We start from the raw sequence: 19854 nt of genomic DNA on the forward strand, positions 1-19854 counted from the left end.
TCGCTCCTAGTGGTAGCGCATGGATTGCGGGGTGGCGAAGAGGCCGGGGCGCAGCTCCACTTCGCCCTGCTGGTGCAGCAGCTCGCGGGTGCGCGGGTAGTTGCCGTGCTCGCCGATGAAGTTGAGCAGTTCGAGGTAGCTGCGCCGGCTGTGGCGCAGCGCGGCCTCGCGCATGTCGCGGCTCTGCCGCGGGTCGATGCTCAGCTCCAGCAGCCGCTCGTGGCAGTTGCACAGGTATTCGGCGGCCTCTTCCGGCTGGCCCAGCTGCACGTGCAGGTCGCCCAGGTTGTGGTGGGAGATGACGAAAGCCATCACCGCCTCGTCCGGGTCGTGCCAGCGGCCCAGCAGCAACTGGGCGTGGGCCAGGGCGTGGAGGTAGTGCTCGCGGGCATCGATCAACTCGTTGCGGATGAAGCAGCGGTTGCCCAGTTCGATGGTCTGTTGCCAATGGCGCATGTCACATACCTCCATGGTGGCGCGGCCTCAGAGGCCGCCGGCGGTGAGTTTCTCGGGGTCCAGCAGGGCCTCCAGGCGCTCGCGGCCGAGATCGGTGTTCTCCAGGGCGACCTCGATGATCGGGCGGCCTTCGCGGTAGGCCTGCTTGGCGATCTCGGCGGCCTTCTGGTAGCCGATGATCGGGTTCAGCGCGGTGACCAGGATCGGGTTGCGCGACAGCGCTTCGCGCAGGCGCGCCTCGTTGACCTTGAAGCTGGCGATGGCCTTGTCGGCCAGCAGACGGCTGACGTTGCCCAGCAGCTGGATGCTCTGCAGCAAGTTGTCGGCGATCACCGGCAGCATCACGTTCAGCTCGAAGTTGCCGGACTGCCCGGCCACGGCGATGGTGGCGTCGTTGCCGATCACCTGGGCGGCGACCATGGCGGTGGCCTCGGGGATCACCGGGTTGACCTTGCCGGGCATGATCGAGGAGCCCGGCTGCAGGGCTTCCAGCTCGATCTCGGCGAGGCCGGCGAGCGGGCCGGAGTTCATCCAGCGCAGGTCGTTGGCGACCTTCATCAGCGCCACGGCAAGGGTCTTGAGCTGGCCGGAGACGGCCACGGCGGTGTCCTGGGCGCCGATCAGCGCGAAGAAGTCGTCGCCCGGGCGGAAGGCCAGGCCGGTCAGGCCGTTGAGTTCCTGGCAGAAGCGCGCGGAGAACTGCGGGTGGGCATTCACCCCGGTGCCGACGGCGGTGCCGCCCTGGGCCAGCTGCTGCAGCGCCGGCTGCAGGGCTTCGAGGTTGGCAGTGGCCTGGCGTACCTGCTGGGCCCAGCCGCCGAGCACCTGGCTCAGGCGCACCGGCATGGCGTCCATCAGGTGGGTACGCCCGGTCTTGACGTACTGCTGCACCTCGCCGGCCTTGCGCTCGAGGGTGGCCTGCAGGTGGCGCAGCGCCGGCAGCAGGCGCTCGTGGATTTCCAGGGCGGCGCTGATGTGGATGGTCGAGGGGATGATGTCGTTGCTGCTCTGCCCGCAGTTGACCTGGTCGTTGGGGTTGACCGCGCGGCCCAGGCGACGACCGGCGAGGGTCGCCACCACCTCGTTGGCGTTCATGTTGGAGCTGGTGCCGGAACCGGTCTGGAACACGTCCACCGGGAAGTGCTGGATGAAGTCGCCGGCCAGCAGTTCCTCGCAGGCGGCGACGATGGCCGCGCCGGTCTCGGCGTCCAGTTGCTCCAGGGCGACGTTGGCCCGCGCCGCGGCAGCCTTGGCCAGCAGCAACGCGCGGATGAAGGCGGCGGGCATGCGCTGGCCGCTGACCGGGAAGTTGTTCACCGCACGCTGGGTCTGGGCCCCATACAGCGCCGCGGCCGGCACCGCCAGTTCACCCATACTGTCGCGTTCGATACGGCTGTCAGTCATTCTGCTTTCTCGCTTACAGGTCGTGGTACGTCAGGGAAGGCGCCATCGGCTGCGTGGCCAGCCGGCGCGAAAGCTGTTGCAGGCGCTGCCTGCGTTCGGCATCGCCGGCGAGGCGGCGCAGGTCGCAGAGCGGGCGATAGGCGTGGTCGAGGCAGAGCCCGCGCCAATGCCACGGCAGGGCGACGTCGGCGGCGGTGTCGAGCAGCAACTGGAAGCTCTTCTCGAACAGCTGCCAGGCCGGCAGCGGCTCCCAGGCCACCAGGTAGCGCGTCTCGAACAGGTAAAGCTCCAGCAGGCGCGGCTCGTCGGGCTCCAGCGCGCAGCGGATGCGGGTGCCCAGGCGGTACCAGCGGTCGAGCAGGGAGGTGTGGGTTTCGACGAACATGGCTGGCTCTCGAACGATAATGAGATTGATTATCGTTACGAGAGAAAGAAAATACAAGTCAGAGCAAGGGAGTAGGGCAAATCGGGGGTGGTATGCGCCGGGTGCTCTTCGTAGGAGCGAGCTTGCTCGCGAATGGGCCCCGCAGCGAAGTGTGTTCGCGAGCAAGCTCGCTCCTACGAGAAGCCGTGCCTGATCGTATGGTAAGGAGTGGGCTTGCTTGCGAAGGGAAGTTGCTGGTGGCTGAGGTGCATTGGATCAAGGCCGCCCCTCTCCCTAACCCTCTCCCTGAAGGGAGAGGGAACCGTTGGGCAGATGCTGATGTTTCGGCGTTAGCCGGCTAGCACAGAGATGACCGGCTGAAACCATTCCTCCTCTCGGCACGGACTGCCCCCTCTCCCTTCAGGGAGAGGGCTGGGGAGAGGGCGCTCTTGGAGCAAACGCCGAGCCTAGCCGGCAGAACGCCATTCGCGAGCAAGCTCGCTCCCACGAAAAAAGAAACGCCGCTTCCCTCTGCAGGAAACGGCGTTCTCCAGAACCACAGCCTGCTATCAGTTACCAGCCACCATCATCCTTTCCACCAGTACCGACCCGGTATGCAGGTTCCCGCGGTTCTCCACGTCGTTGCCGATGGCCAGGATGCTGGCGAACAGGTCCTTGAGGTTGGCGGCGATGGTGACTTCCTGCACCGGGAACTGGATCTCGCCGTTCTCCACCCAGTAGCCGCCGGCGCCGCGGGAGTAGTCGCCGGTGACCAGGTTGACGCCCTGCCCCATCAGTTCGGTGACCAGCAGGCCGCGGCCCATGCGCCGCAGCAGGGCCTTCTGGTCCTCGTCGCCGTGGCTGACGAAGAGGTTGTGCACGCCGCCGGCGTTGGCCGTGCTGGGCATGCCCAGCTTGCGCCCGGAGTAGGTGCCGAGCACGTAGGAAACCAGGGTGCCGTTCTCCACGAAGGGCTTGGCGTAGGTGGCCAGGCCGTCGTTGTCGAACGAGGCGCTGCCCAGGGCGCCGGGCAGCAGCGGGCGTTCGTCGAGGGTCAGCCACTCGGGGAACAGGCGCTGGCCCAGGCAGCCTTCGAGGAACGACGACTTGCGGTACAGGCTGCCGCCGGAGATGGCGCCGAGGAAGTGGCCGAACAGGCCGACGGCGACTTCCGGGGCGAACAGCACCGGCACCTCGGCGGTCGGCACCGGGCGCGCGCCCAGGCGGCTGGCGGCGCGCAGGGCGGCGCGGCGGCCGATGCTTTCCGGGCTATCCAGCAGTTCGCCGCGGCGCTTCACGTCGTACCAGTAGTCGCGCTGCATCTGCCCCTCGCCCTCGGCGATCATCACGCAGCTGAGGCTGTGACGGGTGCTGGCGTAGCCGCCGATGAAGCCATGGCTGTTGCCATAGACGCGGCAGCCATGGTGGATGTTCAGGGTGGTGCCGTCGGCCTTGGTCACCCGCGGGTCGGCATCGAAGGCCGCGGCTTCGCAGGCCAAGGCGCGCTCCACGGCCTGGTCCGGGGTCAGCGACCAGGCGTGGTAGAGGTCCAGGTCGGGCAGGTCGCGGGCCATGAGCGCGGGATCGGCCAGGCCGGCGCAGTCGTCCTCCGAGGTGTGCCTGGCGATGGCCAGGGCCGCCGCCACGGTTTCGCGGATGGCCTCGTCGCCGGTCGCCGAGGTGCTCGCCGAGCCCTTGCGCTGGCCGACGTAGAGGGTGATGCCGAAGCCCTGGTCGCGGTTGAATTCGACCGTCTCGACCTCGCGCTGGCGCACGCTGGTGGACAGCCCCTGCTCCAGGGACACCGCCACTTCGCAGCCCGTGGCGCCCTGGCGCTTCGCCTCGGCGACGATCCGCTCGACCTGCTCGCGCAGCGCCGGAAGTGCCTCGGGGCCGACTGCCTTGGCCTGTTCGCTCATTGCCAAACTCTCCTGTTCTGTTCCGCGGACGGGGCGACGGGCCCCGTGGCATCGCGGGCGGGCCGGACAAGCGACCCTCGACTCGTTATCATGGCGGCGTTTTCCACTGGACCACCGCCATGGCTGAATATCAAGACGACGACTCGCTGTTCGAAGAGAAGAGCAAGTCGCAAGTAAAACGCGAGCTGCACGCCCTGCAGGACCTCGGCGAGCGCCTGACCGCGCTCAAGCCGGACATGCTCGACCGCCTGCCGCTCACCGAGCCGCTGCGCCGCGCCATCGACGAGGCGCCCAAGCACAAGGCCAATGCCGCCCGCAAACGCCACCGGCAGTTCATCGGCAAGCTGATGCGCGACCAGGACCTCGACGCCATCGTCGCCCTGCTCGACCAGCTCGACAGCTCCACGCGCCAGTACAACGAGCGCTTCCACGCCCTGGAGCGCTGGCGCGACCGCCTCGTCACCGGCGGCGACGAGGCCCTTTCCGCCTTCTTCGCCGAATACCCGGACAGCGACCGCCAGCACCTGCTGCAGCTGATCCGCCACGCCCAGCACGAGGCCGCTCACGACAAGCCCCCGGCCGCGGCGCGGAAAATCTTCAAATACATCCGCGAACTGGACGAGCTCAAGCGCGGCCTCCGCTGAAAGCCTACCCACGACCTGCTGCGCGTCGGCATAACTGCGTTAAAAACAGGTGAGAAATGCTCATTTAGCATCAGTAAACTGCGCTTCCTCACCTGTTTTTGCCTTGTTCTGCTCTAGCTCGCGAGGCCGTGAGCAGACTTTCCAAATGCTCCCCGGCGCCTCAGGCGCCGGTCCCGCCCACGGTGATGCCGTCGATCTTCAGCGTCGGCTGGCCGACGCCCACCGGTACCGACTGGCCATCCTTGCCGCAGGTGCCCACGCCGCTGTCCAGGGCCATGTCGTTGCCGACCATGGACACCCGGCTCATCACTTCCGGCCCGTTGCCGATCAGGGTCGCGCCCTTCACCGGGCGGGTGATCCTGCCGTTCTCGATCAGGTAGGCCTCGCTGGTGGCGAAGACGAACTTGCCGCTGGTGATGTCCACCTGGCCGCCGCCGAGATTGGCGCAGTAGATGCCCTTCTCCACCGAGGCGATGATCTCCGCCGGGTCGCTCTGCCCGGCGAGCATGTAGGTGTTGGTCATGCGCGGCATCGGCAGGTGCGCGTAGGACTCGCGGCGGCCGTTGCCGGTGCGCGCCACGCCCATCAGGCGGGCGTTGAGCTTGTCCTGCATGTAGCCCTTGAGGATGCCGTTCTCGATCAGCACGTTGTATTGCGTGGGAGTGCCCTCGTCGTCCACCGACAGCGAGCCGCGGCGCCCGGCCAGGGTACCGTCGTCGACGATGGTGCACAGGCTGGAGGCCACCTTCTCGCCGATGCGCCCGCTGTAGGCCGAGCTGCCCTTGCGGTTGAAGTCGCCTTCCAGGCCGTGGCCCACCGCCTCGTGCAGCAGCACGCCGGACCAGCCGGCGCCCATCACCACCGGCAGGGTGCCGGCCGGCGCGGGGACCGCTTCGAGGTTGACCAAAGCCTGGCGCAGCGCCTCGCGGGCGTAGGACATGGCGCGGTCTTCAGAGAGGAAATAGCGATAGTCGGTGCGCCCGCCGCCGCCATGGCCGCCGCGCTCGCGGCGGCCGTTCTGCTCGACGATGACGCTGACGTTGAAGCGCACCAGCGGGCGGATGTCCGCGGCCAGGGAACCATCGGCGGCGGCGATGAGGACCTGCTCCCAGACGCCGGCAAGGCTCACGGTGACCTGCTGGATGCGCGGGTCGAGGGCGCGGGTGGCGGCGTCGATCTTCTTCAGCAGCTCGACCTTCTCGGCGCGGCTGAGCACGTCCAGCGGGTTCTCGCCGGCGTACAGGCGCGTCGGCGCGACCGCCTTGAACGCCTGCACCCTACCGTTCTGCCCGGCCCGGGAGATCGAGCGCGCAGCGAGCGCCGCCTGGGACAGCGCATCGGGGGTGATGGCATTGCTGTAGGCGAAGCCGGTCTTCTCGCCGGACTGGGCGCGCACGCCCACGCCCTGGTCCATGTGGAAGCTGCCTTCCTTGACGATGCCGTCCTCGAGCATCCAGGACTCGGACACCTGGCTCTGGAAGTACAGGTCGGCGGCGTCGATGCCCGGGCCGCTCAGCTCGTGCAGGATCGGCTGCAGGCCGTCGACGTCCAGGCCGCCGGGGGCCAGCAGGTGCTGGCTGACGGATGACAACAACTCGCTCATGGCTACTCCGTAGGCGCCGGTCCGGGTACGGCCGGCGGGTAGAATCTTCGATGGCGGACCACCGGCATGCGTTGCCGGAGCGCCGTTTGTTCTTCACTGTCGCGTTCGGCCAGCAGCACCGCCTCGCCCTTGTCGCGCTCGGCGAGGATGCGCCCCCAGGGGTCGACGATGGCCGACTGGCCCCAGGTCTCGCGGCCGCGCGGGTGGGTGCCGCCCTGCCCCGCCGCCAGCACGTAGCACTGCGTCTCGATGGCGCGGGCGCGGATCAGCACTTCCCAGTGCGCCTGGCCGGTCACCGCGGTGAAGGCCGAGGGCGCCGTGATCAGCTCGGCGCCGGCCTCGCGCAGCCGGGTGTAGAGCTCGGGGAAGCGCAGGTCGTAGCACACCGTCAGGCCCAGCCGGCCGACCGGCGTGTCGGCCACCACCACCTGGCCGCCGAAGGCGTAGTCGTCGGACTCGCGGTAGCGGCCGCGGGCATCGGCGACGTCCACGTCGAACAGGTGCAGCTTGTCGTAGCGCGCCACCCGCTCGCCGCGCTCGTCGACCAGCAGCGAGCAGGCGTTGGCCTTGGCTTCGGGCTGGCCGTCCGGCGGCAGCGGCAGAGTGCCGGCGACTATCCACAACCTGAGGTCGCGGGCGACGCTTTTCAACCAGGGCAGGATCGGGCCCTCGCCCAGGGCCTCGGCGCGGCCCAGCTCGGCCAGGTCGCGGCGGCCCATGGCGGCGAAATTCTCCGGCAGCACGGCGAGGCGCGCGCCGCCCTCGGCGGCCTGTTCGAGCAGGCGACGGGCGGCGGCGAGGTTGGCCGGGACGTCGTCCTGGCTGACCATCTGGATCACGGCGAGGGACATGCGTTTCTCCGACGACAGATGCGATTCATCCTAACCGATGCCCGCCGGCTCTGCTCACCGCGGTTTCTCGAACGGTTTGTCGAAGGCGATCTCGGGGTTCTGCCAGGGGCCCTTGACGCGATACTGCACGCTGGCGAAGCGCGCCACCCTGTCGCCCAGCAGCTTGTCCACCACGAAGAGCGCGCCGCCCACCGCCGGCGCGCCGACGATGAGCGCGGCCAGCGGCAGGTTGTTGGTCAGCGGCAGGGTCACCAGCAGCTTGGCGTCGATCTGGTCGTGGGCCAGGTCCAGGGTGCCGTTCATCTCGATGTTGCTGGACGGCCCGGTGAGCCTGATCGGCTCGCGGGTGAGGTAGACGCCATTGGTGGCGCCCAGCACGCCCTGCACGCGGTCGTAGCTCAGGCCCTTGCCGAACAGGTCGGAGAAGTCCAGGCGCAGGCGGCGGTTGATGGCGTTGAAGTTGAGCAGGCCGAACACCCGCAGGGCCTGGGCGCTGCCCTCGACGTCGACGAACTGGCCCTTGCGCATGTCGGCCTCCAGGCGCCCGCCGAAGCGGCGCAGGCTGATGTAGGCCGGCGAGCCGGGCCAGTTGCCGTCGATGTCCAGGCTGAAGCGGTCGCTGGTGGCGGTGGGGGCGAAGTCCCAGGCCTTGAGCACGTCGGCCAGGTTCTTGCCTTCCAGGCGCCCCTGGAAGGTACTGCGCGTGGAGCCCACCAGGCCTTCCCAGCGCAGCGTCCCGCCGACCTTGAGGCCGCGCAGGTCGAGCTTGAGGCTGTTGAAGGCGATGCCGCTGGTGGTCGGGCGCACGTTGAAGCTCCAGGCGCCGATGGGCTTGCCGCCCTGGGAGATCTGGCGGATGGCCACGTCCATCGCCGGAATACTGCGCGGGTCGACCTTTTCCAGCGGGTCGGGGGCTATGGTCGGCGCGGCGGCCAGGTCGTTGGTGGGGTTCTTCGGCAGGTCCAGGCGCGCCAGGTTGATCTGGATCGGCCGCTGGCCGCTGTCCGGGAACACCGCCTGGCCGGCCAGCGGGGCGCTGTCGACGCCCAGTTGCCAGCCGCCGGAAACCCGCGCCAGGTCGAGCTTGAAGTTGTCCAGGCTGGCGCCGAAGCCGCGGAAGTGACCGATCTGCAGGTCGGCGCCGCGCAACAGGCCCTGGTTATCGCTGGGCACGCTGCCGATGCCGTACTTCTTCAGCACCGCCTGCCACTGCTCGACGTCCAGGGTGTCCAGGCTGCCGCGCACCTGCACCCCGGTCCAGTTGGGCAGCAGCGCCGGGTCGCCGCCCAGGCGCAGGGTGCCGCGCCCGCCCAGGGGTTTGTCGGCGGGGGCGGCGTAGGCCAGGCTGGCCACCTTGTCGTAGTTGGCCCAGTAGCGCCGCTCGGGGCCTTCGAGGGTCATGCGCCAGTCGCTGGCGCGGGTCTCGTCGGCGGCCTTGCCAAAGGGGGCCGGCAGGTCGATGGCCAGGCCCTTGAGGTCGGAGTTGACCTGCAACTGGCTGTCATGGCCGTCGAGCAGCAGGTCGAGCTGGAACGGCAGGCGCCCGGCGGCCGGCACGGCCTGCTTCACGCCGCCCCAATCGAGCAGGCTCTTCAGCGCCACCTGGCCGCCCACCAGCACGCGGGTGCGCGGCTTGCCCGGGCCGCCCTCGGCGCGGATGCTGCCGCTGACGCGGCTGCCCAGGGCCTGGGCGCTGAGGCCCTTGGCGCTCAGGCCGCTGTTGGTGTCGTAGCGGAAGTCGCCCTTGAGCTGGGCCAGTTCCAGGGCCGGCTTGGCGATCTTCAGGCGCGCGCCCTCGGTGGCGAAGTCCACCACCACCCGCGCCTGCTTCGCCTGTTCCTTGGCCAGCGGGATGTCCAGGTTCAGGTGGCCCTTGAGCGGGCCCTCGCCTTCCCAGCCGGCGAAGACCTGCTGCACGCCCAGGGGCGAGTCCTGGAGGATCTTCAGGCCGTCGCCCAGGCTGCTGTCGACGTCGCCATCGACATGCAGGTGGGCGACTTCGCCCTTGGGCACGTGGGGAATGTCCACCTGCACGTCGCGGACCTGGCTCTGCAGGATGCGCCCGGACTGCGCGCGGATGCGCACGCCGCTGTCCTCCACCAGCACCTCGCCCTCGGCCTGGCTCAGCGCCGGCCAGCCCGGCTGGTAGTCCAGCTCGCCGTCGTGGACCTTGAAGTACAGGCTCATGGCGTGGTCTTCCGGCGCCGAGCCCTTTTTCAGCGAACCCTGCCACTGGAAGTAGCCCTGCTCGACGCGCCCGCCCTTGATGGCGCTGGCCAGCCAGCGGGCCAGGTCCTTGTTCATCTCCGGCAGCACCGTGGGCAGGAACTGCGGGGTGTAGCTGCCGTCGCCGTCCTCCAGGCCCACGCGCAGGTCCATGTAGCTTTCCTTGTCGTGGTCGTGCATCAGGCGGATCAGCATGTCGCCGCCCAGGCGGCCGACGTCGCCCTCGACCTTCATCAGGTGGCTGCCGAGGGTGAAGGCCTCGTCGTCCCACTTCCAGAACAGCCGCGCGTTGGCGCTGCGGAAGCGCCACGGCTCGGGGAACAGGGCGGCCAGGTGGAGCATGAAGTCCTTGGCCGAGGCGTCCAACTGGCCGCCGCCGAGGTTGCCACTGAAGGTGCCATCGACGTTGGCCACCGCCGGCACCTCGTGGAAGGCGCTGACGCCGACCTTCTCCAGGTTCACGCCGTAGGCCAGGCGCTCGGCGCCCTGGCGCTGCGGCCAGTAATCGAGGTTGAGGTGGTGCAGCACGCCCTGCGGCGCCAGGCCCTGCAGCCACTCCACAGCCTTGTCCGGCAAGGGCGCCAGGCTTTCCACCACCGGCAGCAGCGGGCCCAGGTCCAGGCGGTCGGCGCGCAGGCGCCAGTGGTCTTCGCCGCGGGTCTGCCGGTTCAACTCCAGTTCCGCCTCGCCCCAGCGCTTTTCGCCGAGGTTGGCCGCCAGATCGCTGACGCGCAGGCTCATTTCCTCGCCCTGGCGCTGGAAGTACAGCCCCACGCCGAGGTCGCCGACCTTCACCGCCTCGCGGCCATCGAAGGAGGCCTGCACCTGCGGCGCATTGAGCCTGGCCACCGCCGCGCTGGGCTGGCCCTTGTCGATGCGCGCCCAGAACTCGCCGCCGGCCTCCAGGCGCTGGATGCGCCATTGCCGCGTCAGGCTCGCCGGCAGCCACTTCGCCCAGTCGCTCTGCGGCAGGCTGAGGTAGGCGTCGGCCGAGCTGCGCTTCCAGTCCTCGCGGTCGATGCGCGTGTCCACCCGCAGCGCCACCGGCTGGCCGTCGGGCAGGTTGAAGCGGCCATCCAGGCGCTGGCCGAACACGCCGCTGTGCAGGGTCAGGCCGAGATAGGTCAGGTTGAGCGTCTGCCCCTCGCGCGGCAGCAGGCTCAGCTGGCTGTCCAGCAGCGACAGGCGGCGCGGCGTCAGCAGCAGGTCGACGAGCTGGCGCGGGTCGCTGCCCTGCGGGCTGGCCGGCAGGCCCTCGACCTGCCAGTGGCCGTCCTCGCCCTCGCGCAGGCTCAGGTGCAGCCCCTGCAGCTCCAGGCTGTCGATGCGCGGCTGGCGCGCCAGCAGGCTGGCGGGGAGGTCGGGGGTCAGGCGCACCTGCTCCAGGCGCAGGGCGTCGCTGCCCTCGCCGAGCTGGATGTCGCGCACCGTGATGATCGGGCCGAAGCCGCGCCAGCTGCCTTCCAGGGCGCCGATGCGCACCGGCATGTGCAGCCGCGCGCTGGCCTGCTCGGCCAGGTCGTCGCGATATTCCGCTACCAGCGGCGCCAACTGGCGCCCCAGGCTGACGTACAGCGCCAGCAGCACCAGGCCCAGGGCGCAAAGCCCCAGGAGCAGGCGCAGCAGGCGGGCGAACAGGCGGCCGAAGCGGTCCATCTCAGCCGCGCGCCTCAGAGCAGGACCACGTCGTACTGCTCCTGGGAATACATCGGCTCGACCTGGAACTTGATGGTGCGCCCGATGAACATCTCCAGATCGGCGACGTTGCCCGACTCTTCGTCGAGCAGGCGGTCGACCACCTTCTGGTTGGCCAGCACCACGTAGGAGTCGGCCTGGTAGGCGCGGGCCTCACGGAGGATCTCGCGGAAGATCTCGTAGCAGATGGTTTCCGGGGTCTTCAGCATGCCGCGCCCCTGGCAGCACGGGCAGGGCTCGCAGAGCACCTGCACCAGGCTCTCGCGGGTGCGCTTGCGGGTCATCTGCACCAGGCCCAGCTCGGTGATGCCGATGATGTTGGTCTTGGCGTGGTCGCGCTCGAGCTGCTTCTCCAGCGTGCGCAGGACCTGGCGGCGGTGCTCCTCGTCCTCCATGTCGATGAAGTCGATGATGATGATCCCGCCGAGGTTGCGCAGGCGCAGCTGGCGGGCGATGGCGGTGGCGGCCTCGAGGTTGGTCTTGAAGATGGTCTCTTCGAGGTTGCGGTGGCCGACGAAGGCGCCGGTGTTGACGTCGATGGTGGTCATCGCCTCGGTCGGGTCGATGATCAGGTAGCCGCCGGACTTGAGCAGCACCTTGCGCTCCAGGGCCTTTTGGATCTCGTCCTCGACGCCGTAGAGGTCGAAGATCGGCCGCTCGCCGGGGTAGTGCTCCAGGCGGTCGGCGATTTCCGGCATGAGTTCGTCGACGAACTGCGTGATCTTCTGGAAGTTCTCCCGGGAATCCACGCGGATCTTCTCGATGCGCGGGTTGACCAGGTCGCGCAGGGTGCGCTGGGCCAGGGACAGGTCCTCGTAGATCACCGTCGGCGCGCCGACCGTCTGCATCTGCGCGTCGATCTGGTCCCACAGCCGGCGCAGGTAGCGGATGTCGGCGAGGATTTCGTCCTCCCCGGCGCCCTCGGCGGCGGTGCGCAGGATGAAGCCGCCCTTCTCGACGATGCCCTCGGCCTCGACGCACTTGGCCACCACCTGCTTGAGGCGCTCGCGCTCCTGCTCGTCCTCGATTTTCAGGGAAATCCCGACGTGGCTGGTGCGCGGCATGTACACCAGGTAGCGCGAGGGGATCGACAGGTGCGTGGTCAGGCGCGCGCCCTTGGTGCCGATCGGGTCCTTGGTGACCTGCACCACCAGGCTCTGGCCCTCGTGAACCAGGGCGCCGATGCTTTCCACCGCGCTGCCTTCGCGGGTGGAGATTTCCGCCGCGTGGATGAAGGCCGCGCGCTCCAGGCCGATGTCGACGAAGGCCGCCTGCATCCCCGGCAGCACGCGGACCACCTTGCCCTTGTAGATGTTGCCGACTATCCCGCGGCGCAGCGTGCGCTCGACGTGGACTTCCTGAAGGACACCGTTTTCCACCACCGCCACGCGCGATTCCATCGGCGTGATATTGATCAGGATCTCTTCGCTCATGCGCCCTTCCTTATCGCGCCCGTGTGCAGCGCTACTTCTTCAAGACTGCCAGCAAGGGATCGCGAAGTCAGCCAACAGTTCCGCGGTCTCGCACAGGGGCAGGCCGACCACCCCGCTGTAGCTGCCCTCGACGCGGTTGACGAAGATCGCCGCCAGCCCCTGGATAGCGTAGCCGCCCGCCTTGTCCTGGGGCTCGCCGGTGGCCCAGTAGGCCTCGGCTTCGGCCTCGGAAACATTGCGGAACGATACCAGGCTGGTCACCACCCGCACCTCGCAGCGGTCGCGGTCGGCCACCGCCACCGCGGTCAGCACCTGGTGCTGGCGGCCGGACAGCGCGCGCAGCATGGCCAGGCTGTCCTCGCGGTCCGCCGGCTTGCCGAGGATGCGGCCGTCGAGCACCACCGCGGTATCGGCGCCGAGCACGCAGACGTCGGGCCTCTGGGCAAGCATAGTCAGTCCGGCCAGGGCCTTGCCGCGCGCCAGGCGCTCGACGTAGGCGGCCGGCGTCTCGCCGTCCTGCGGGGTTTCGTCGATGTTGCCGGAAACCAGGTGGAAGGACAGGCCGATCTGTGTCAGCAGCTCACGCCGGCGCGGCGAGCTGGAGGCCAGGTAAAGCTGGGGCATCTGCGACTCCCGGAAGAGTCCCGGCCGCCCCTCCCCCGGCCCGTGCCAGGTGGGAAGCGGCGGGACGGGTATTAGTAGACCTTCAGGCGCTGGCCCAGGCCCTTGAGCAGCACCAGCACCCAGGGCCAGAGCAGGCCGCTGACCAGCGCCGGCAACAGGAAGGCCAGGGTCGGCGGGCGGTTGCCGGTCAGGGCGTTGAGCCACAGCTGCACCAGCTGCGCCAGGCCGTAGACCACCATCAGCACCAGGCACTGCTGCCAGACGGGGTACAGGCGCAGGCGCTGCTGCAGGGCCATGACCAGGAACACGATGAAGCTGAGGATCAGCGCGTTCTGCCCGAGCAGGCTGCCGTACAGCACGTCCTCGGCCAGGCCGCAGACCCAGGCGGTGACCATGCCCACCCGCTGCGGCACCATCAGCACCCAGAAGGTGAGGAACAGCGCCAGCCACAGCGGCCGGCCGATTTCCGTGAAGCTGGGCATCGGCGCCACCGACAGCAGCAGCGCCAGCAGCAGGCTGACCCAGATCAGCCAGCCGTTGCGCGGTCCTTGGGCAGGCATCAGTGACGGTTCCTTTGTGACGCGGCCTGGCCCGGCGCCGGCGGATGCGCGGGGGTAGCGGCGGGTGCGGGTGCCGGAGCGGCGCCCTGGGCCGGGGCAGCCGGAGCGGCAGGCGTGGCTGGAGCGGCAGGCGCAGGCGCGCTCGGCGCCGGTGCCTGGCCGTCGGCCTCGGCGGCCTTGCGGTCGGCCTCGGCCTGGGCTTCGGCGGCCTCGGTGGCGCGCTGTTCGGGGGTGCGGCTGTCGCTGAACACCAGCAGCACGTAGCGGCTGCGGTTCATCTTCGCGGTGGGCACGGCGCGGATCACCGCGAACGGCTGGCCGGAATCGTGGATGACTTCCTTGACCACCGCCACCGGGTAGCCGGCCGGGAAGCGCTGGCCGAGGCCAGAGCTGACCAGCAGGTCGCCTTCCTTGATGTCCGCGGTGTCGGCGACGAAGCGCAGTTCCAGGCGTTCCGGGTTGCCGGTGCCGACGGCGATGGCGCGCAGGCCGTTGCGGTTGACCTGCACCGGGATGCTGTGGGTGGTGTCGGTGAGCAGCAGCACGCGGGCGGTGTAGGGCATGACCTCGACCACCTGGCCCATCAGGCCGCTGGCGTCGAGCACCGGCTGGCCCTGGAACACGCCGTCCTTCGAGCCCTTGTCGATAAGGATGCGCTGGGTGAAGGGGTTGGGGTCGACGCCGATCAGCTCGCTGACCAGCACCTTGTCGTCCACCAGGGCGGCGGAGTTGAGCAGCTCGCGCAGGCGCACGTTCTGTTCGGTCAGAGTGGCCAGCTTCTGCAGGCGGCGCTGCATCAGCAGCGACTCGGCCTTCAGCCGTTCGTTCTCGGCGAGCAGCTCGCTGCGGCTGGTGAACTGGTCGCGCACGCCTTCCCAGGCGCGCACCGGCAGGTCGGCCACGCCATAGAAGGGGGTCAGCACCAGGCCCATCTGGCTGCGCACGGGCTTGAGGTAGTCGAAACGCGCGTCGACCACCATCAGGCCCACCGAGAGCACGGCGAGCACCAGCAGGCGCACGCCCAGCGAGGGCCCTTTGGAGAATAGCGGTTTGATGACCAGCTCCTAGCTGATTGAAGGCGGTTGATGTTTCGCCGCGCGCGACAAAACGTCAACCACCCTCAAGGCTCCCACCTCACTCGGTGGAGAGCAGGTCCATGGAGTGACGGTCCATCATGTCCAGCGCCTTGCCGCCGCCACGGGCCACGCAGGTCAGCGGGTCTTCGGCGACGATCACCGGCAGGCCGGTTTCCTGGGCCAGCAGCTTGTCCAGGTCGCGCAGCAGGGCGCCACCACCGGTCAGCACCAGGCCGCGCTCGGCGATGTCCGAGGCCAGTTCCGGCGGGGACTGCTCCAGGGCGCTCTTGACCGCCTGGACGATGGTCGCCAGGGATTCCTGCAGGGCTTCCAGGACCTCGTTGGAGTTCAGGGTGAAGCTGCGCGGCACGCCTTCGGCCAGGTTGCGGCCGCGGACGTCCACCTCGCGCACTTCGCCGCCGGAGAAGGCCGCGCCGATCTCCTGCTTGATGCGCTCGGCGGTGGATTCGCCGATCAGGCTGCCGTAGTTGCGGCGCACGTAGGTGACGATGGCTTCGTCGAAGCGGTCGCCGCCGACGCGCACGGACTCGGCGTAGACCACGCCGTTCAGCGAGATCAGGGCGATCTCGGTGGTGCCGCCGCCGATGTCGACGACCATCGAGCCACGGGCTTCCTCGACCGGCAGGCCGGCGCCGATGGCCGCGGCCATCGGTTCTTCGATCAGGTACACCTCGCGGGCGCCGGCGCCGAGGGCCGACTCGCGGATGGCGCGGCGTTCCACCTGGGTGGACTTGCACGGCACGCAGAGCAGCACGCGCGGGCTGGGCTGCAGGAAGCTGTTCTCGTGCACCTTGTTGATGAAGTACTGCAGCATCTTCTCGCAGACGCTGAAGTCGGCGATGACGCCGTCCTTCATCGGGCGGATGGCCGAGATGTTGCCCGGGGTGCGGCCGAGCATGCGCTTGGCCTCGGTGCCGACGGCGACCACGCTCTTCTGGTTGCCATGGTTGCGGATGGCCACTACCGAAGGCTCATTGAGGACGATGCCGCGTTCGCGCACATAAATAAGGGTATTGGCAGTGCCCAGGTCGATCGACAGATCACTGGAGAACATGCCACGCAATTTTTTGAACATGGAAAGGGAACCCTGGACGATGCGTGGGTGAAAAATGCGCGGGTAAAAAAGTGCGGCAAACTCTAACAACGACGGGGATTTTGGGCAAGGCGGCATTGTGTTAAATTGCTTGACTTTCAGTGCCTTTGAGGCCTGTCCCCGCGGTCCCTGGGACCGTCCGCCGCGGGTTCCGTTCCCCCGCCTACGTTTCGTCCGGCCATGCGTCCGATCGACGCTGGCAGCTCTAGCCTGGAGACCCCCGATGGCGCTTGACCGCTCCGACGTGGAAAAAATCGCCCACCTGGCCCGCCTGGGCCTGGCGGAAACCGACGTCCAACCGACCACCGCGACCCTGAACAACATCCTCGGCCTGGTCGACCAGATGCAGGCGGTGAACACCGACGGCGTCGAACCCCTCGCCCACCCCCTGGAAGCCACCCAGCGCCTGCGCCAGGACCTGGTGACCGAAAGCAACCAGCGCGAGGCCTACCAGGCCATCGCACCGGCCGTGGAAGACGGCCTGTACCTGGTTCCGAAAGTGATCGAGTAATAAGGAAGGACACGGACCCATGCTGCACCAACTGACCCTCGCCGAAGTCGCCCGCGGCCTCGCCGACAAACAGTTCTCCGCCGAAGAGCTGACCCGTGCCCTGCTGAGCCGCATCGAGCAGCTCGACCCGCAGCTCAACAGCTTCATCAGCGTCACCGCCGACCAGGCTATCGCCCAGGCCAAGGCAGCCGACCAACGGCGCGCCAATGGCGAGACTGGCGCCCTGCTCGGCGCGCCCATCGCCCACAAGGACCTGTTCTGCACCAAGGGCGTGCGCACCAGCTGCGGCTCGAAGATCCTCGACAACTTCGTCTCGCCCTACGACGCCACCGTGGTCGAGCGCCTGGCCGCCGCCGGCGCCGTGAGCCTGGGCAAGCTGAACATGGACGAGTTCGCCATGGGCTCGGCCAACGAATCCAGCCACTACGGCGCGGTGAAGAACCCCTGGGACACCAGCCGCGTGCCCGGCGGCTCCTCCGGCGGCTCAGCCGCGGCCGTGGCCGCGCGCCTGATCCCGGCGGCCACCGGCACCGACACCGGCGGCTCGATCCGCCAGCCGGCGGCGCTGACCAACCTCACCGGGATCAAGCCGACCTACGGCCGCGTCTCGCGCTGGGGCATGATCGCCTACGCCTCCAGCCTCGACCAGGCCGGCCCGCTGGCCCGCACCGCCGAGGACTGCGCGCTGATGCTCGGCGCCATGGCCGGCTTCGATCCCAAGGACTCCACCTGCGTCGACCAGCCGCTGGACGACTACCTGGCCGCCCTGGGCAAGCCCCTGGCCGGCCTGCGCATCGGCCTGCCGAAGGAATACTTCGGCGCCGGCCTGGACAGCCGCATCGCCGACGCCGTGCTGGCCGTGGTCGAGCAGCTCAAGCAACTGGGCGCGCAGGTCAAGGACATCTCCCTGCCGAACATGCAGCACGCCATCCCGGCCTACTACGTGATCGCGCCTGCAGAGGCCAGCTCCAACCTGTCGCGCTTCGACGGCGTGCGCTACGGCTACCGCTGCGAGAACCCCAGGGACCTGCAGGACCTGTACAAGCGCTCCCGCGCCGAAGGCTTCGGCGCCGAGGTGAAGCGCCGCATCATGGTCGGCACCTACGCGCTTTCCGCCGGTTACTACGACGCCTATTACCTGAAGGCGCAGAAGATTCGCCGGCTGATCAAGAACGATTTCGTCAGCGCCTTCGCCGACGTCGACGTCATCCTCGGCCCGACCACGCCGAACCCGGCCTGGAAGCTCGGCACCAAGAACGACGACCCGGTCGCCCAGTACCTGGAAGACATCTACACCATCACCGCCAACCTCGCCGGCATCCCCGGGCTGTCCATGCCCGCCGGGTTCGTCGATGGCCTGCCGGTGGGCGTGCAGCTGCTCGCCCCGTACTTCCAGGAAGGCCGCCTGCTCAACGTCGCGCACCAGTACCAACAGGTGACCGACTGGCACAAACAAGCACCGGCTGGATTCTGAGGACGACGCACATGCAATGGGAAACCGTGATCGGGCTGGAAATCCACGCGCAGCTCGCCACCCAATCGAAGATCTTCTCCGGCAGCGCCACCACCTTCGGCGCCGAGCCCAACACCCAGGCCAGCCTGATCGACCTGGCGATGCCCGGCACCCTGCCGGTACTCAACGCCGAGGCGGTGCGCATGGCCTGCCAGTTCGGCCTGGCGATCAACGCCGAAATCGCCGAGCGCAACGTCTTCGCGCGCAAGAACTACTTCTACCCGGACCTGCCCAAGGGCTACCAGACCAGCCAGATGGACCACCCCATCGTCGGCAAGGGCTTCCTCGACATCACCCTGGAAGACGGCACCGTCAAGCGCGTCGGCATCACCCGCGCGCACCTGGAAGAGGACGCCGGCAAGAGCCTGCACGAAGACTTCCACGGCATGAGCGGCATCGACCTGAACCGCGCCGGCACGCCGCTGCTGGAGATCGTCTCCGAGCCGGACATCCGCTCGGCCAAGGAAGCGGTGGCCTATGTCAAGGCGATCCACGCGCTGGTGCGCTACCTGGGCATCTGCGACGGCAACATGGCCGAGGGCTCGCTGCGTTGCGACTGCAACGTCTCGGTACGGCCGAAGGGCCAGGCCGAGTTCGGCACCCGCGCCGAGATCAAGAACGTCAACTCCTTCCGCTTCATCGAAAAGGCGATCAACCACGAAGTGCAGCGGCAGATCGAGCTGATCGAGGACGGCGGCAAGGTGGTGCAGGAAACCCGCCTGTACGACCCGAACAAGGACGAGACGCGCTCCATGCGCAGCAAGGAAGAAGCCAACGACTACCGCTACTTCCCCTGCCCGGACCTGCTGCCGGTGGTGATCGAGCGCAGCTTCCTCGACGACCTGCGCGCCGGCCTGCCGGAGCTGCCGGACCAGAAGCGCGAGCGCTTCGAGAGCCAGTACGGCCTGTCCGCCTACGACGCCAGCGTGCTCTCGGCCAGCCGCGAGATGGCCGACTACTTCGAGCAGGTGCAGGGCATCTGCGCCGACGCCAAGCTGGCGGCCAACTGGGTGATGGGCGAGCTTTCCAGCCTGCTCAACAAGGACGGCCTGGAGATCGAGCAGTCGCCGGTTTCCGCCGAGCAGCTGGGCGGCATGATCCTGCGCATCAAGGACAACACCATCAGCGGCAAGATCGCCAAGATGGTCTTCGAGGCCATGGCCGCCGGCGAAGGCTCGGCCGATGAGATCATCGAGAAGAAGGGCCTGAAGCAGGTCACCGACACCGGCGCCATCGACAAGATGCTCGACGAAGTGCTGGCGGCCAACGCCGAGCAGGTCGAACAGTACCGTGCCAGCGACGAAGCCAAGCGCGGCAAGATGTTCGGCTTCTTCGTCGGCCAGGCCATGAAGGCCTCGAAGGGGAAAGCCAACCCCGGCCAGGTGAACGAACTGCTGAAGAAAAAGCTCGAAGGCTGAGCCCACTCTTCCTGACGCCGGGCTTGCCCGGCGTTTTTTCGTCCGGAGGTTCGATGCTGCGTTCCCTCGCCCTGCCTGCCCTGCTCTGCGGCCTGGCCCTGCTGGCCGGTTGCGCCAGCTCGTCCTATGAAAGCGGCTCGGCGCGCGGCTACCGCGCCGAGGGCACCGCGTCCTACTACGGCCGCGCGCACCATGGGAAGAAAACCGCCAGCGGCGAGCGCTTCGACCAGCACGCCCTGACCGCCGCGCACCGCAGCCTGCCGTTCGGCACGCGGCTGAAGGTCACCAACCTCGACAACGGCCGCAGCGTGGTGGTGCGGGTGAACGACCGCGGGCCCTTCGGCCGCGGGCGGATCATCGACCTGTCGCGGGCGGCCGCGGAACGCCTCGACATGTTGCGCAGCGGCACCGCCCCGGTGCGCCTGGAAGCCATCGATTAGGAG

General features: G+C 68.6%; 17 protein-coding genes. 5 read left to right on the top strand and 12 right to left on the bottom strand.

What is annotated here, in order from left to right; all coding sequences use genetic code 11:
- Positions 1–6: 6 nt before the first annotated feature.
- The 4 genes from RN02_RS15825 to pmbA form a co-directional block, all read right to left on the bottom strand.
- Positions 7–456, bottom strand: coding sequence for a tetratricopeptide repeat protein (locus tag RN02_RS15825; RefSeq protein ID WP_009617791.1), 450 nt, complete (start codon positions 454–456; stop codon positions 7–9).
- Positions 457–483: 27 nt separating this feature from the next.
- Positions 484–1860 (bottom strand): class II fumarate hydratase FumC, encoded by a 1377-nt coding sequence (gene fumC / locus RN02_RS15830; protein ID WP_043315226.1) that lies wholly within the window; start codon positions 1858–1860, stop codon positions 484–486.
- A gap of 13 nt (positions 1861–1873) precedes the next feature.
- Positions 1874–2245, bottom strand: coding sequence for a hypothetical protein (locus tag RN02_RS15835; protein ID WP_009617785.1), 372 nt, complete (start codon positions 2243–2245; stop codon positions 1874–1876).
- 548 nt (positions 2246–2793) lie between these two features.
- On the bottom strand, positions 2794–4143 hold the full coding sequence (gene pmbA, locus RN02_RS15840) for a metalloprotease PmbA (protein ID WP_043272348.1): 1350 nt from the start codon (positions 4141–4143) through the stop codon (positions 2794–2796).
- Between the two features lie 119 nt (positions 4144–4262).
- Here pmbA and yjgA point away from each other — a divergent pair, with 119 nt between their 5' ends.
- A complete protein-coding gene (yjgA, locus tag RN02_RS15845; RefSeq protein ID WP_009617781.1) occupies positions 4263–4787 on the top strand; it encodes a ribosome biogenesis factor YjgA in 525 nt (174 codons plus the stop codon).
- Positions 4788–4947: 160 nt separating this feature from the next.
- Here yjgA and tldD read toward each other — a convergent pair whose 3' ends face one another.
- The 8 genes from tldD to mreB form a co-directional block, all read right to left on the bottom strand.
- Positions 4948–6390 (bottom strand): metalloprotease TldD, encoded by a 1443-nt coding sequence (gene tldD, locus RN02_RS15850; protein WP_043315227.1) that lies wholly within the window; start codon positions 6388–6390, stop codon positions 4948–4950.
- 2 nt (positions 6391–6392) lie between these two features.
- Positions 6393–7241 (bottom strand): carbon-nitrogen hydrolase family protein, encoded by an 849-nt coding sequence (locus tag RN02_RS15855; RefSeq protein WP_043272345.1) that lies wholly within the window; start codon positions 7239–7241, stop codon positions 6393–6395.
- 54 nt (positions 7242–7295) lie between these two features.
- On the bottom strand, positions 7296–11123 hold the full coding sequence (locus RN02_RS15860) for a YhdP family protein (protein WP_043315228.1): 3828 nt from the start codon (positions 11121–11123) through the stop codon (positions 7296–7298).
- Between the two features lie 14 nt (positions 11124–11137).
- Positions 11138–12595, bottom strand: coding sequence for a ribonuclease G (gene rng / locus RN02_RS15865; protein WP_009617773.1), 1458 nt, complete (start codon positions 12593–12595; stop codon positions 11138–11140).
- Between the two features lie 39 nt (positions 12596–12634).
- Positions 12635–13219: a Maf family protein gene (locus tag RN02_RS15870; protein ID WP_009617771.1), complete on the bottom strand. Its 585-nt coding sequence runs from the start codon at positions 13217–13219 to the stop codon at positions 12635–12637.
- Between the two features lie 71 nt (positions 13220–13290).
- Positions 13291–13779, bottom strand: a complete 489-nt coding sequence (gene mreD / locus RN02_RS15875) for a rod shape-determining protein MreD (RefSeq protein WP_009617770.1) — start codon at positions 13777–13779, stop codon at positions 13291–13293.
- The gene (gene mreC, locus RN02_RS15880) at positions 13779–14834 is read right to left on the bottom strand and encodes a rod shape-determining protein MreC (protein WP_082033818.1); all 1056 of its coding nucleotides are present in this window, start codon (positions 14832–14834) and stop codon (positions 13779–13781) included. The genes mreD and mreC overlap by 1 nt, the downstream gene beginning before the upstream one ends.
- A 79-nt stretch (positions 14835–14913) precedes the next feature.
- A complete protein-coding gene (gene mreB / locus RN02_RS15885) occupies positions 14914–15951 on the bottom strand; it encodes a rod shape-determining protein MreB (RefSeq protein WP_043315229.1) in 1038 nt (345 codons plus the stop codon).
- Positions 15952–16192: 241 nt separating this feature from the next.
- Between mreB and gatC the strand changes: the two genes are divergently transcribed.
- From gatC to RN02_RS15905, 4 genes are read left to right on the top strand one after another with little or no spacing between them, the layout of a single operon-like run.
- On the top strand, positions 16193–16480 hold the full coding sequence (gene gatC, locus RN02_RS15890) for an Asp-tRNA(Asn)/Glu-tRNA(Gln) amidotransferase subunit GatC (protein ID WP_009617767.1): 288 nt from the start codon (positions 16193–16195) through the stop codon (positions 16478–16480).
- 19 nt (positions 16481–16499) lie between these two features.
- Positions 16500–17954, top strand: coding sequence for an Asp-tRNA(Asn)/Glu-tRNA(Gln) amidotransferase subunit GatA (gatA, locus tag RN02_RS15895; protein WP_009617766.1), 1455 nt, complete (start codon positions 16500–16502; stop codon positions 17952–17954).
- A gap of 11 nt (positions 17955–17965) precedes the next feature.
- Positions 17966–19411 (top strand): Asp-tRNA(Asn)/Glu-tRNA(Gln) amidotransferase subunit GatB, encoded by a 1446-nt coding sequence (gatB, locus tag RN02_RS15900; protein WP_043315230.1) that lies wholly within the window; start codon positions 17966–17968, stop codon positions 19409–19411.
- Between the two features lie 53 nt (positions 19412–19464).
- A complete protein-coding gene (locus tag RN02_RS15905) occupies positions 19465–19851 on the top strand; it encodes a septal ring lytic transglycosylase RlpA family protein (RefSeq protein WP_009617764.1) in 387 nt (128 codons plus the stop codon).
- Positions 19852–19854 lie beyond the last annotated feature (3 nt).

Origin of the sequence: Pseudomonas sp. PI1, from assembly GCF_000812405.1 — a bacterium.
In the GTDB taxonomy this organism is placed as follows: Bacteria; Pseudomonadota; Gammaproteobacteria; order Pseudomonadales; family Pseudomonadaceae; genus Pseudomonas; species Pseudomonas citronellolis.